The 12,455-nt window shown below is 72.2% G+C and carries 13 protein-coding genes and 1 tRNA gene; 9 read left to right on the top strand and 5 right to left on the bottom strand.

Going from position 1 to position 12,455, the window contains the following annotated elements:
* Window positions 1–11: 11 nt before the first annotated feature.
* The gene (locus tag ACSP97_RS27110) at window positions 12–1,604 is read right to left on the bottom strand and encodes an AMP-binding protein (protein WP_440554663.1); all 1,593 of its coding nucleotides are present in this window, start codon (window positions 1,602–1,604) and stop codon (window positions 12–14) included.
* Between the two features lie 154 nt (window positions 1,605–1,758).
* On the opposite strand from ACSP97_RS27110, the gene ACSP97_RS27115 reads away from it, so the two are divergent.
* The 3 genes from ACSP97_RS27115 to ACSP97_RS27125 all read left to right on the top strand — a co-directional run bounded on the left by ACSP97_RS27115 (window position 1,759) and on the right by ACSP97_RS27125 (window position 3,834).
* Window positions 1,759–2,892: an acyl-CoA dehydrogenase family protein gene (locus ACSP97_RS27115; protein WP_440554665.1), complete on the top strand. Its 1,134-nt coding sequence runs from the start codon at window positions 1,759–1,761 to the stop codon at window positions 2,890–2,892.
* On the top strand, window positions 2,889–3,305 hold the full coding sequence (locus ACSP97_RS27120) for a RidA family protein (protein WP_355148576.1): 417 nt from the start codon (window positions 2,889–2,891) through the stop codon (window positions 3,303–3,305). The genes ACSP97_RS27115 and ACSP97_RS27120 overlap by 4 nt, the downstream gene beginning before the upstream one ends.
* A gap of 103 nt (window positions 3,306–3,408) precedes the next feature.
* Window positions 3,409–3,834, top strand: a complete 426-nt coding sequence (locus ACSP97_RS27125) for a DUF6299 family protein (protein WP_440554667.1) — start codon at window positions 3,409–3,411, stop codon at window positions 3,832–3,834.
* Window positions 3,835–3,996: 162 nt separating this feature from the next.
* On the opposite strand, the gene ACSP97_RS27130 is transcribed toward ACSP97_RS27125, so the two are convergent.
* From ACSP97_RS27130 to ACSP97_RS27145, 4 genes are all read right to left on the bottom strand, one after another.
* Window positions 3,997–4,188, bottom strand: coding sequence for an acyl-CoA carboxylase epsilon subunit (locus tag ACSP97_RS27130; protein ID WP_355148572.1), 192 nt, complete (start codon window positions 4,186–4,188; stop codon window positions 3,997–3,999).
* Between the two features lie 11 nt (window positions 4,189–4,199).
* Window positions 4,200–5,744: an acyl-CoA carboxylase subunit beta gene (locus ACSP97_RS27135; RefSeq protein ID WP_355523935.1), complete on the bottom strand. Its 1,545-nt coding sequence runs from the start codon at window positions 5,742–5,744 to the stop codon at window positions 4,200–4,202.
* A 130-nt stretch (window positions 5,745–5,874) separates the two neighbouring features.
* The gene (locus ACSP97_RS27140) at window positions 5,875–6,669 is read right to left on the bottom strand and encodes an AfsR/SARP family transcriptional regulator (RefSeq protein WP_355148568.1); all 795 of its coding nucleotides are present in this window, start codon (window positions 6,667–6,669) and stop codon (window positions 5,875–5,877) included.
* Window positions 6,670–6,949: 280 nt separating this feature from the next.
* Window positions 6,950–7,044: transfer RNA gene (locus tag ACSP97_RS27145), tRNA-Glu, on the bottom strand.
* 176 nt (window positions 7,045–7,220) lie between these two features.
* Between ACSP97_RS27145 and ACSP97_RS27150 the strand changes: the two genes are divergently transcribed.
* The 6 genes from ACSP97_RS27150 (at window position 7,221) to fabI (ending at window position 12,424) form a co-directional block, all read left to right on the top strand.
* On the top strand, window positions 7,221–8,228 hold the full coding sequence (locus ACSP97_RS27150; RefSeq protein WP_440554670.1) for a DUF2156 domain-containing protein: 1,008 nt from the start codon (window positions 7,221–7,223) through the stop codon (window positions 8,226–8,228).
* 29 nt (window positions 8,229–8,257) lie between these two features.
* On the top strand, window positions 8,258–8,407 hold the full coding sequence (locus ACSP97_RS27155; RefSeq protein ID WP_167381442.1) for a hypothetical protein: 150 nt from the start codon (window positions 8,258–8,260) through the stop codon (window positions 8,405–8,407).
* Between the two features lie 285 nt (window positions 8,408–8,692).
* Window positions 8,693–9,793 carry a fatty acid desaturase family protein gene (locus ACSP97_RS27160; protein WP_355148564.1) on the top strand — a complete coding sequence of 367 codons (1,101 nt, stop codon included), beginning with the start codon at window positions 8,693–8,695 and terminating at the stop codon, window positions 9,791–9,793.
* Between the two features lie 144 nt (window positions 9,794–9,937).
* On the top strand, window positions 9,938–11,305 hold the full coding sequence (locus ACSP97_RS27165; RefSeq protein WP_440554672.1) for an MFS transporter: 1,368 nt from the start codon (window positions 9,938–9,940) through the stop codon (window positions 11,303–11,305).
* Window positions 11,306–11,333: 28 nt separating this feature from the next.
* Window positions 11,334–11,660, top strand: a complete 327-nt coding sequence (fdxA, locus tag ACSP97_RS27170; RefSeq protein ID WP_355148560.1) for a ferredoxin — start codon at window positions 11,334–11,336, stop codon at window positions 11,658–11,660.
* Window positions 11,657–12,424 (top strand): enoyl-ACP reductase FabI, encoded by a 768-nt coding sequence (gene fabI / locus ACSP97_RS27175; protein ID WP_355148558.1) that lies wholly within the window; start codon window positions 11,657–11,659, stop codon window positions 12,422–12,424. Before fdxA ends, fabI begins: the two co-directional genes overlap by 4 nt.
* The last annotated feature ends 31 nt before the right edge of the window (window positions 12,425–12,455 follow it).

Below are 12,455 nucleotides of genomic sequence, written 5' to 3' on the forward strand. Positions count from 1 at the left end.
AGTCGTCGGTATCACTGCTGGTCACCAGGGTTGCGCAGGCGGAACCGCTGCAACTTGCCGGTGGCCGTGCGCGGCAGGGCGTCCAGGAAGACGAACTCGCGGGGGCATTTGTACGGCGCCAGCTCGGCGGTGAGGAACGCCCGCAGCGCCTCCGGGTCGCGTCGGGCGCCGTCGCGCAGCACCGTGTAGGCGACCACCACCTGGCCGCGGGCCTCGTCGGGACGGCCGACCACCGCGGTCTCCAGCACGTCCGGGTGGCGCAGCAGGGCGTCCTCCACCTCCGGGCCCGCGATGTTGTACCCGGCCGAGATGATCATGTCGTCGGCGCGGGCCACGTACCGGAAGTAGCCGTCGGGCTCCCGGACATACGTGTCGCCGGTGATGTTCCAGCCGTCGCGTACGTAGTCGCGCTGGCGCGGGTCGGCGAGGTAGCGGCAGCCGACCGGGCCGCGCACCGCCAGCAGCCCGGGTTCGCCGTCGGGCAGCGCGGTGCCGTCCGGGCCCTGCACCCGGGCCTGCCAGCCCGGCACCGGCACTCCGGTGGTGCCCGGTCTGATCGCCTCGTCCGCGGCGGAGAGGAAGATGTGCAGCAGCTCGGTCGCGCCGATCCCGTTGATGACGCGCACCCCCGTGCGCGCGTGCCAGGCCCGCCAGGTGGCCGCGGGCAGGTTCTCGCCGGCCGACACACAGCGCCGCAGCGACGAGACGTCGTACCCGTCCAGCTCGTCCAGCATGGCGCGGTAGGCGGTCGGGGCGGTGAACAGGACCGAGACGCGGTGCTCGGCTATCGCCGGGACGAGGTGGCGGGGCCCGGACCGTTCCAGCAGCAGCGCGCTCGCGCCGGCCCGCAACGGGAAGACGACCAGTCCACCGAGGCCGAAGGTGAAGCCGAGCGGAGGGCTGCCGGCGAACACGTCGTCCGCGCGGGGGCGCAGGATGTGCCGGGAGAAGGTGTCGGCGACGGCGAGCACGTCCCGGTGGAAGTGCATGCACCCCTTCGGGCGGCCGGTGGTGCCCGAGGTGAAGGCGATCAGGGCGACGTCGTCGGAGGCGGTGTCGACGGCCGGGTAGGGCGTGCCGGGCGCGGGGCGGCGCAGGAGGTCGTCGGGGGCGTCGGCGCCGTACGTGGTGACACGCAGCCCGGGGATCCCCGCCTTCGTCAGGTCGGCCACCGAGCGGGCGTCGCACAGCGCGTGGCCCACGCGGGCGATCTGGCAGATGGTCGCCAGCTCGTGCGGGCGCTGCTGGGCCGGCACGGTGACCGCGATGGCGCCCGCCTTCAGCACCGCCAGCCAGCAGGCCGCGAGCCAGGGCGTGGTGGGGCCGCGCAGCAGGACCCGGTTGCCGGGGACCACGCCCAGCTCGCCGGTGATCACGTGCGCGATCCGGTCGACGCGGGCGCGCAGTTCGTCGTACGTCCAGGCCGGCCCGTCCGGGGTACGGAAGGCCGGGCGGGATCCGTCCGTGCCGTCCAGCAGTTCGGCCGCGCAGTTCAGCCGGGCGGGGTAGCGCAGCTCCGGGAGGTCGAAGCGCAGCTCGGGCCACTCCTCCGGGGGCGGCAGATGGTCGCGCGCGAAGGTGTCCACGTGGGCCGAGAGATGCATGGCGGTTCGCCCCCTTGCCGTGACGGACGTCCGGACGGGCATTTCTGGCGGGCTCGTCGTTGGAGCGTATCGTGTTGATGACGGCAGTCAACTGTGCGCGATACCGTCGGCGGTGGGGACGGTCGCCCGGTCCGTCCCGGAGGGAGGACCGGCGGTGCCCGCATTCTCACTCGACCCGCGGCGGCTCGCCTGGTGCGCCGAACTGCGCGCCCTGGCCGCCGAACGGCTGCGCCCGCTCGCCGACAAGGGGGCCCCGGGCCGCGTCAACCGGCCGCTCCTCGCCGAGCTGGGCGGACTCGGCCTGCTGGAGCGGCTGTTCACCTCCGGTGCGCTCGATCTGTGCCTGATGCGGGAGTCCCTGGCGCAGGGCTGCACCGAGGCCGAGACCGCGCTCGCCCTCCAGGGCCTCGGCGCCCATCCGGTGCACGCGTACGGCAGTGCCGCCCAGCGCGAGCGGTGGCTGCCGGACGTCGCCGACGGCAGCACGGTCGCGGCGTTCGCGCTGAGCGAGCCGGGGGCCGGTTCGGACGCGGCCGCCCTCGCCCTCGCGGCCGAACCGGGCGGACCGGGCGAGTGGCGGCTCACGGGGGAGAAGTGCTGGATCTCCAACGCGCCCGAGGCCGACTTCTACACCGTCTTCGCCCGCACCGGCCCCCGGGCCGGCGCCCGGGGGGTGACGGCGTTCCTCGTCCCCGCGGACCGGCCCGGACTCACCGGCCAGGCGCTGGAGATGATCTCCCCGCACCCCATCGGCGCGCTCCGGTTCGACGGTGTGCCGGTCGGCGCGGACGACGTGCTCGGCGAGGTCGGCCGGGGGTTCGCCGTCGCCATGGGCACCCTCAATCTCTTCCGGCCCAGCGTCGGGGCGTTCGCGGTCGGGATGGCGCAGGCGGCGCTGGACGCGACCGTCGAGCACACGCGGCGACGCCAGGCGTTCGGCGGCAGGTTGCGGGACCTCCAGGCGGTGTCCCACCAGGTGGCGGAGATGGCGTTGCGCACCGAGGCGGCCCGGCTGATGGTGTACGCGGCGGCCACCGCCTATGACGAGGGTGCCGCCGATGTGCCCCGGCGGTCCGCGATGGCCAAGCTGCTCGCCACCGAGACGGCGCAGTACGTCGTCGACACCGCGGTCCAGTTGCACGGCGCCCGCGCGCTGCGCCACGGCCATCTGCTCGAACACCTCTACCGCGAGGTGCGGGCGCCGCGTATCTACGAGGGGGCGAGCGAGGTCCAACGGGGCATCATCGCCAAGGAGTTGTACGCCGAGAGCGACCGGGAGGCACGGTGACGGACGAGCGGGCCGGCTCGGTGGAGCGCGTCAACCCGGCGGAGCTGTCCCCGCCGACGGGGTTCTCGCACGCCGTCGTCGCGACCGGGTCCCGGGTGGTCTTCCTCGCGGGGCAGACCGCGCTCGATGCCGACGGGAAGATCGCCGGCGGCACGCTGGCCGAGCAGTTCGAGCGGGCCCTCGGCAATCTGCTCACGGCCCTGCGCGCGGCCGGGGGCGCCCCCGCCGACCTGGCGCGGGTCACCGTCTACACCACGGACGTCGCCGCGTACCGCGAGCAGGCACGGGAACTGGGACGGGTCTGGCGGGCGGCGGCGGGCCGGGACTATCCGGCGATGGCCGTGGTGGGGGTCGTACGGCTGTGGGACGAGCGGGCCCTGGTGGAGCTGGACGGGTTCGCGGTCCTTCCGTAGCCGGGGTCGTGACGCGCCACCGTTGGGGTGACGGTCACACTCCGCGGCATGGGCGCCCGGTACCAGTGGATACGTCCAGAACGGTACAAACCTGGAGGTATCCATGCGTGTACGCCCCGCCCTCACCGCGGTTCTGGGCGCCGCCGCCCTGCTGGTCACCGCGGTCGGCCCGGCCGGCGCCGCCCCCGGCGAGTTCGTCACCGTCGACTCCACGGGCCGGCTCGCCGCGGACGGGACCCTCACGCTGACCGGCACCTACCGCTGCACCGGTGCCACCGGCCCGGTCTTCACCACGTCCTCGGTCAGCCGGCGCGACCCCCGGGTCGGCCACGGCATCGGCGGCGGCCTCGCCCGCTGCGACGGCCTCACCCACGGCTGGGTCAACTCCGGCAGGGTCACGAGCGAGACCCTGGTCCCCGGCCGGGCCCACGTCAGGGCCACGCTGATGGAACTGCGCGCCCACGGCCTGATCCCCCTGCCGGTCTTCCACGCGACCGCCGAACGGGACGTCACCCTGCTCCAGGGGTGAACGGCACCCTGACCGGACGCGGCGGCGCTGCCGGGGCCGCCGCCCGGGGCGCGCCGTGTCCGCGCCGGCCGGCCCCGCCGGGGTGCCCGCCCCGGGGTGTGGCGGCCGGTGCGGACCCGGGCCGGGGCGGGTGTCCCCGGCGGGGCCGGCGCGGTCGAGCGCCTACGCCCGCTGCCAGCTGTGCGGTGCGTGGAAGGGGTGCGGGCGCCAGGAGGTGGTGCCGGGGGAGGTCGGCTCCGCGCCCGGGGCCGGGCGGGCGGCGCGGGTGAGGAGGAGGACGGTGAGGGCGGCCAGTTCCTCGGCGGTGGCCTGGCCCCGTTCGACGCGGATCGGGGGAGTGGGGGACGCGGGCATCGGGACCTCCGTCACTGAGGGGGGTTGCCGTGTTTGCGGGCGGGGCGCTCCGCGTGCTTCGTACGGAGCATCGCCAGCGACTTCACCAGGACCTCGCGGGTCTCGGCGGGGTCGATGACGTCGTCGACCAGGCCGCGCTCGGCGGCGTAGTACGGGTGCATCAGCTCGGACTTGTACTCCTTGACCAGGCGGGCGCGCATGGCCTCGGGGTCCTCCGCCTCGGCGATCTGGCGGCGGAAGATGACGTTGGCCGCGCCCTCCGCGCCCATCACCGCGATCTCGTTCGTGGGCCAGGCGTAGGTGAGGTCGGCGCCGATCGACTGGGAGTCCATGACGATGTACGCACCGCCGTACGCCTTGCGCAGGATCAGGGAGATCCTCGGCACGGTGGCGTTGCAGTAGGCGTAGAGCAGCTTCGCGCCGTGCCGGATGATTCCGCCGTGCTCCTGGTCGACGCCGGGCAGGAACCCGGGCACGTCCAGCAGGGTGACCAGCGGGATGCTGAAGGCGTCGCACATCTGCACGAACCGTGCGGCCTTCTCCGAGGCCTCGATGTCCAGCACACCCGCGAGGGCCTGCGGCTGGTTGGCGATGATGCCGACCACCTGGCCGTCGAGGCGGGCCAGCGCGCAGATGATGTTGCGGGCCCAGCGCTGGTGGACCTCCAGGTACTCGCCGTCGTCGACGATCTCCTCGATCACCCGCGTCATGTCGTACGGCTGGTTGCCGTCCACCGGCACCAGGTCGGCCAGCGACTCGCAGCGCCGGTCCACCGGGTCGGTGCACTCGACCTGGGGCGGGTTCTCGCGGTTGTTCCCCGGCAGGAGGGAGAGGAGGTAGCGCACCTCCTCCAGGCAGGTCTCCTCGTCGTCGTAGGCGAAGTGGCAGACGCCGCTGGTCTCCGCGTGGACGTCCGCGCCGCCCAGGCCGTTCTGGGTGATCTCCTCGCCGGTCACGGCCTTGACCACGTCCGGGCCGGTGATGAACATCTGGGACGTCTCGCGGACCATGAAGACGAAGTCCGTCAGGGCGGGGGAGTACGCCGCGCCGCCCGCGCACGGGCCGAGCATCACGCTGATCTGCGGGATCACCCCGGACGCGGCCGTGTTCCGGCGGAAGATGCCGCCGTAGCCCGCCAGCGCGGTCACGCCCTCCTGGATCCGGGCGCCGGCGCCGTCGTTGAGGGAGACCAGCGGCGCGCCGGCCGCGATGGCCATGTCCATGATCTTGTGGATCTTGGTGGCGTGGGCCTCGCCGAGCGCGCCGCCGAAGATCCGGAAGTCGTGCGCGTAGACGAAGACCGTACGACCCTCGACCGTGCCCCAGCCGGTGACGACACCGTCGGTGTACGGCTTCTTCGCCTCCAGACCGAACCCGGTCGCCCGGTGCCGGCGCAGCTGCTCGACCTCCTGGAAGGAACCCGGGTCCAGGAGCAGCTCGATCCGCTCCCGTGCCGTCAGCTTGCCCTTGGCGTGCTGGGCCGCGGTCGCCTTCTCACTGGGGCCGGCGAGCACGCGTGCGCGTAGGTCGGCCAGTTCCGCGACATGGGAGTTCATCTCTGCCTGCCTCTGCGTGCGGTGACATGACTTCGGACGCTGCCCGCGCGGGCCGCCGATCGGATCCGAGCGTGACAACCCGGGCTGACCGGACGCTGACGGACCGCTTGCGGTTTCCCGGCCCGCGCGGTCACACCGGCTGGAGCGCCGGGATGCGCGGGTCGCCGGTGAGGACGGGGTCGTGGGAGAGGATCGCCATCTCGATCCGGCGCAGCGCGGGGGAGGGCTGGATGCCCAGCTCCTCGTCCAGCCGGCCGCGCATCCGGCGGAAGACGTCCAGGGCGTCGGCCTGCCGCCCCGAGCAGTACAGGGCGATCATCAGCTGCTCGCAGAACCGTTCCCGCAGTGGATGGTTGGTGTGGGCCTCGGCCAGTTCCGCGAGCACGGAGGCGTGCCGCCCGAGCCGCAGCTCGGCGTCGAACAGCAGCTCCATCGCCCGCATCCGGTGCTCCTCGTAGCGGGCCCCGGCCAGCTGGCACAGGGTGCCGCCGGGGAAGCCGCCGAAGACCGGCCCCCGCCACAGCGCCAGGGCCTCGCCCAGCATCCGGGCGGTGCCCCCGGGATCGTGCGCCGCCGCCGACTCCGCCTGCCGCACGGTCCGCACGAACTCGGCCGCGTCCAGCTCGCCCTCGCCGACACTGAGCCGGTAGCCCGCCGGATGGATGGTCACCCGGGAGGCCGGCCGGTCCGGCTCCAGCGCCCGCAGCCTGCGCCGCAGCCGGCTGATGTGCGCCTGGAGGGCGTTGGCCTGGCGGTCCGGCAACGCATCGCCCCACATCTCCTCGGCCAGGCTCTCCCCGGACACCGGCCGGCCCTCGCTGACCAGCAGGGTCTGCACCAGCGTGCGCTGGAGATCACCGCAGACGTCCGCCTCACCGGCGTCGGTGCGTATCTCCAGCGCTCCGAGTATGGAGAACCTCAGCATTCTTTCCCCCTAGATGACAATTCCTCGCCGACGGTGATTCCGGATTGGTGCTGCCGTGAAAGAAAGAGCGACCGAACGCGCCGTGCCCCGGCGGACCTCGACTCCTCGCGCGGCCCGCCGGGGCGACTGCTCCGCCGGGACGGGGGGCGGCCGGCGGTTCCTGGGTGCTGCCGGTGCTCGTTCGGAAAAGCACCGGCCGGGAATTGCCGAACTCATGGGCCGGAGCCATCGAAATCCCGTCCGGTCGACACGGGATGGCGTCCGGCCGAGGTTCCGGCCGTGGCGGAGAGGGCAGGATTTGAACCTGCGTGGGCCGGTCAGGCCCGACCAGAGTTGAAAACCCGGTCCCCGATAAGCCACTCCGGGCACCTCTCCCCGTGTCCGGCCCCGGCTTCCGGTGCCGTTCACGTCAACCACAATGGCAGCGACGGCTGACCTAAAGCTGACACGCTTCTGACACAGGTAAATGAATGCCCAACTGCTCTTTTCCAGGGCAACGTTGCGGTGCTGTACTCCCTTCGACGGAAAACGCTCCCGAAAGGGGTACGGGAATGACCGCGACCACCACCGAGACCGGCACCGACAGCCGGATTCTCGACGCGATACGAACCCACACCACGAGCGAGAACCCGAGTTCCTTCCTGGCGCTCAACAGCGGAAACAGCGTCTTCACCGTGCCGGGCGCGGACGGTGTCGTCGTCTACCGCCGCACCGGCCGCTGGGCGGTCCAGTTCGGCGGTCCGTTCGCCGCCGAGCAGGACTACGACACCCTGCTGGACGCCTTCCGGAGTTACGTCCGGGACGAGGGTCTGAGCCTGGTCGGCGTGCAGCTCCAGCGCACCGACGCCGAGCGGTACGCCGAACGCGGCTGCGTCGTCAACCAGGTCGGCGCCTCCTGGGCGGTCAGCCTGGCGGAATTCACCCTGCGCGGCACCAGGTTCATGCAGCTGCGCAACAAGATTTCCCGGGCGCTGCGCAACGGCCTGCAGATCCAGGAGGTCGACGCGGCCGACGTCGCCGAGGCCATCGCCGTCATCGACAAGGCGTGGCTCGGCTCCAAGGGCGGCGCCCAGCAGCTGGAGTTCCTGGTCGGCCAGATCGGCGGCCCGGCCCAGGCGCACCGCCGGCTGTTCGCCGGGACCATCGACGGCGAGCCGGTGGCCTACATCTCCTACTCGCCGGTCTACGGCAGCCGGGCCGGCTGGATGCACGACCTCAGCCGGCGCATCCCGTCGGGCTCCCCGGGCCTGATGGAGGCCATCAACGCGCACGCCATCGAGGTCTTCCGGGCCGAGGGCGTCGAGTGGCTGCACTTCGGCTTCACCCCGTTCACCGGGCTCGACGCCGCCCATGAACTCGACGGCCACAGCCCGGCCTTCCAGTGGCTGATGCACGCGCTGTGGGCCGAGGGTGCCGCGCTGTACCCCGCGCAGACCCAGCTGTCGTACAAGCAGAAGTGGGCCCCCGACCTGCTCATCCCCGAGTACGTCGCCTTCGACGGCCCCCAGGCCTCGCTGCCCGGTTTCGCGCACATCTTCCGCGCCTGCAAGGCCTTCTGAACCCACCCTCACAGACAGGAGACGAAGCGATGAGCCAGTCCACCGAGGAACTCTCGCACGCCGTGGTCGGACAGCTGATGGCCGTCATCGGCGCGCCCGACGACGAGCAGGTCGCCGAGGCCGCCGACGCGTCCGTGCGCGCCCTCGACGAGCGGCTGCGCGCCGAGGCGGCCGCCTGAGTGGCCACCGGGGTGCCGGCGGCCGGGCCGAGGTGGCCCGATCAGACCGGTATCAGTGCCACATCAGTGCCGCACGGAACGCTGGACGTACGTTCGCCCGGCGGTCCGGGCCCGGGGGCACCGCACTGTGCTCCCGTCGCCCGGGTCCGCCGGGCGGGCCACAGCCCGCGGCGGTGACCCCACGCGGGAGCTGAAGTCCGACTCGCGGCGCCCGCAGGTCCGCAGGTCCGCGGGGCAGCGGCGCCGCCGCCCGTATCGGGCACTTTCTCCCAAGGAGAGCAACACATGCAGCGTCCGCACGTACAAGAAGCCGTGGCCGCGGCCGCCCCGGGCGGCGAACGCACCGGCGCCTCGGCCACGTTCGCCGAACTGCTGAAACGGGTCAAGGCCGAGGGTCTCCTCGACCTGGACCCGCGCTACTACGTGGGCAAGCTCGCCCTCAACACCGCCCTGCTGCTGGTCGGCTTCATCGCCTTCTTCGAGCTGGGCAACTCCTGGTGGCAGATGCTCACCGCCCTGTGGATGGGGCTGTGCGGCGGCCAGTCGGCGTTCATGTGGCACGACGCCGGCCACAAGGCCATGTTCCGCAGCAAGAAGGCCGCCTCCGCGGTCGGTTACATCCACGCCAACCTGGTCAACGGCGTCAGCTACGGCTGGTGGGTCAACCACCACAACCGGCACCACAGCAACCCCAACCACCTGGACATGGACCCGGACATCGGCCGGCGCACCGTCATCTTCGACATCAAGCAGTACCCGACCCGCAAGGGCACCCAGAAGCTCGTCGTGCGCTACCAGAGCGTGCTGTTCTTCGTGCTCCTGGTGCTCGAGGGCTTCAAGATGCTGAAGACCGCGGTCAAGTCCATCGCCGGTGGCAAGACCAAGCGGCCCGTGCTGGAGACCTTCCTCATCCTGCTGCGCACCGCCGTCTACCTCACCTGCGTCTTCACCGTCCTGTCCCCGGCGCTCGCGGTCGCCTTCATCGTCGTCCAGCACGCCACCCTCGGCGTGTACTTCGGCATGATCTTCGCCCCGAACCACAAGGGCATGCAGATCCGCGACGGCGAGGAGGAGACCCTGGACTGGCTGGAGCGGCAGGTCCTCACCTCCCGCAACATCCGGCCCAGCCTGCTGATCGACTTCCTCTACGGCGGCCTCAACTACCAGGTGGAGCACCACCTGTTCCCGGCCATGCCGCAGAAGAGCCTGCCCCGCGCCCGCGAACTGACCATGCAGTACTGCGCGGAACGCGGAGTGCCGTACCACGAGGTCGGGTTCTGGGCCTCGTACCGTGAGGTCGCCTCCTACCTGCACGAGGTCAGCGTCCCGGTGCGGCGCGGTGACGTCGAGGAGCAGATCCGGCGCCAGGCCATGGAAGCGGCCTGACCACCCTTCCCCCGTCGTCCGCCTCTCACCCACCCCCACACCCGGCCCCCGGGCCGCACGCCCGGGCCCGCCGGTGGCCCGGGCGGTTCCCTCCCCAGAAGCACAGCGACAGCTTGCGACACCAGCTTCCTAGGAGCCCGCCCCATGTCCCAGACCACCGCCGCGGCCGGCGGTCTCACCGCTCCCGCCACGATCGGCGCCCGACTGGACCGCATGCCGATCACTCCCCTGCACCGCAGACTCACCGCGGTCATCGGCGTCGGCCTGTTCTTCGACACCTTCGAGAACAACCTGTCCGGCACCATCGGCAAGGTGCTCCAGACCGACTTCGGCTTCGGCACGACCTCGCTCAAACTCGTCCTGGCCTCCGCGTTCGTGGGCCAGTTCATCGGTTCCCTGACGCTCGGCCGGATCGCCGACCGGTTCGGCCGGCGCCGGGCCTTCCTGGTCAACCTGGCCATCTACTCGGCCTGTTCGCTGCTCGGCGCCTTCTCCCCGAACGCCGCCTGGCTGATCGTCACCCGGTTCCTCGCCGGACTCGGCATCGGCGCCGAGCAGGCCCTGTCCGACTGCTACCTGGCCGACGTGCTGCCCGCGAACAAGCGCGGCCGGTTCATCGCCTGGGCCTACACCCTCGCCTTCTGCGGGGTGCCCGCGGTCGGCTTCGCCGCGCTGTGGCTGGTGCCGCTGTCCCCGCTCGGGGTGGCCGGCTGGCGCTGGCTGTTCGTGCTCGGCGCGCTCGGCTCGGCCGCCGTCTGGGTGCTGCGCCGCCAGCTGATCGAGTCCCCGCGCTGGCTCGCCGCCGCCGGCCGCACCGAGGAGGCCGACCGCCTGGTGGCCCGTCTGGAGGCCGAGGCGGCCGGACGCGGGCTGCCCCTGGACCCGCCCGCCCCGCAGGCCGGGACCCCCGCCGCGCACACCCGGCTGCGTGACGTCTTCAAGCCCGGACTGCTGCGCCGCACCCTCGTGCTGTGGGTCTTCTGCATCCTGTCCGTGGTCGGCTACTACGGCTTCGGCACCCTCGCCCCGCAGATCGTCGCCGCCAAGGGCTACGGCGTCGTCGCGGGCCTCGGCTTCACCGCGTTGTCCTTCCTCGGCTACCCGGTCGGCTCCGCCCTCGCCCTGCCGGTCGTGGACCGCATGGAGCGCCGCACCCTGGTGGCCGTGTCCGCCGCCGCGATGGTGGCCGCGGGTCTCGGCTTCGCCTACGCGGGCTCCGCGGAACTCATCGTGCTCAGCGGGTTCGCGTACACGCTGTTCAGCAACGTCTTCTCCAGCGTCTCCCACGTCTACCTCGCCGAGCAGTACCCCACCGAGATCCGGGCCACGGCCGCGGGCGCCGCCTACTCGCTGTCCAAACTCAGCGCCGGAGCACTGCCGTTCGTGCTGCTGCCGGTCCTCGACACCCACGGACCGGGCGCCCTGTTCGCCGTCATCGCCACCGCCATGGCCGTCCTCGCCGTCACCGTGCTGGCCCTCGGCGAGCGCACCACCGGTGTGTCCCTGAAGTGAACCATCCTTAATCACCCAGGAGTTGAGCATGGCCTACGTCATAGGACTGCCCTGCGTCGACATCAAGGACCGCTCCTGCGTCGACGAATGCCCCGTGGACTGCATCTACGAGGGCCGCCGCGCCCTGTACATCCACCCGGAGGAATGCGTGGACTGCGGCGCCTGCGAACCGGTCTGCCCGGTCGACGCCATCTACTTCCAGGACGACCTGCCCGAGGAGTGGGGCGACGACCACGCCGCCTCCAACGCGGACTTCTTCGCCACCCTCGGCTCGCCCGGCGGCGGCAGCGCCATCGGGCCCCAGGACCATGACTCCCCGCTGGTCAGCGGCCTGCCGAAGGGAGTGTCGGCATGAGCGGCATCCTCGCCGGCAAGCGGATCCTGGTGACCGGCGTCGTCACGGACGCCTCCATCGCCTTCCACGCGGCCCGGATCGCGCAGGAGGAGGGCGCCGAGGTGATCCTCACCGGATTCGGGCGGCTGTCCCTCATCGAGCGGTTCGCGCAGAAGCTGCCCAAGCCCGCCCCCGTACTCGAACTCGACGTCACCGACCAGGACCACCTGGACACCCTCGCCGAGCGGATCGGCGTCCACGCCGACGCCCTCGACGGCGTGGTGCACTCCATCGCCTACGGCCCCCAGGGCGCCTTCTCCTTCCTCGACGGCACCTGGGACGACGTGTCGACGGCCGTACACGTCTCGGCGTACTCCCTCAAGTCCCTGACCACCGCCTGCCTGCCGCTGCTGAAGAAGCGCGGCGGCTCGGTCGTCGGCCTCACCTTCGACGCGGCCGTGGCCTGGCCGCACTACGACTGGATGGGCGTCGCCAAGGCCGCCCTGGAGTCCACCAGCCGCTATCTCGCCCGCGACCTCGGCGGGTTCGGCATCCGCTGCAACCTGGTCGCGGCCGGTCCGCTGCGCTCCATGGCCGCCAAGTCCATCCCCGGCTTCGGCGAGCTGGCCGACGTCTGGACCACCGACCGGGCCCCGGCCGGCTGGGACCTCACCGACCCCGACCCGGCCGCACGCGGGGTGGTCGCCCTGCTGTCGGACTTCTTCCCGCGCACCACGGGCGAGATCGTCCACGTGGACGGCGGGGTGCACATGACCGGCGCCTGAGCGCACACACGGGAAGGGGGCGGAAGCCGAA

The sequence above is a fragment of the Streptomyces sp. SCPE 10 genome, assembly GCF_051980735.1.
Taxonomy (GTDB): Bacteria; Actinomycetota; Actinomycetes; order Streptomycetales; family Streptomycetaceae; genus Streptomyces; species Streptomyces misionensis.

Coding starts and splice junctions, on each gene's coding strand:
- ACSP97_RS27110 (WP_440554663.1), bottom strand. CDS start 1,604: ATGCATCTCTCGGCCCACGTGGACACCTTCGCGCGCGACCATCTGCCG.
- ACSP97_RS27125 (WP_440554667.1), top strand. CDS start 3,409: ATGCGTGTACGCCCCGCCCTCACCGCGGTTCTGGGCGCCGCCGCCCTG.
- ACSP97_RS27130 (WP_355148572.1), bottom strand. CDS start 4,188: ATGCCCGCGTCCCCCACTCCCCCGATCCGCGTCGAACGGGGCCAGGCC.
- ACSP97_RS27135 (WP_355523935.1), bottom strand. CDS start 5,744: ATGAACTCCCATGTCGCGGAACTGGCCGACCTACGCGCACGCGTGCTC.
- ACSP97_RS27140 (WP_355148568.1), bottom strand. CDS start 6,669: ATGCTGAGGTTCTCCATACTCGGAGCGCTGGAGATACGCACCGACGCC.
- ACSP97_RS27150 (WP_440554670.1), top strand. CDS start 7,221: ATGACCGCGACCACCACCGAGACCGGCACCGACAGCCGGATTCTCGAC.
- ACSP97_RS27155 (WP_167381442.1), top strand. CDS start 8,258: ATGAGCCAGTCCACCGAGGAACTCTCGCACGCCGTGGTCGGACAGCTG.
- ACSP97_RS27160 (WP_355148564.1), top strand. CDS start 8,693: ATGCAGCGTCCGCACGTACAAGAAGCCGTGGCCGCGGCCGCCCCGGGC.
- ACSP97_RS27165 (WP_440554672.1), top strand. CDS start 9,938: ATGTCCCAGACCACCGCCGCGGCCGGCGGTCTCACCGCTCCCGCCACG.
- fdxA (WP_355148560.1), top strand. CDS start 11,334: ATGGCCTACGTCATAGGACTGCCCTGCGTCGACATCAAGGACCGCTCC.
- fabI (WP_355148558.1), top strand. CDS start 11,657: ATGAGCGGCATCCTCGCCGGCAAGCGGATCCTGGTGACCGGCGTCGTC.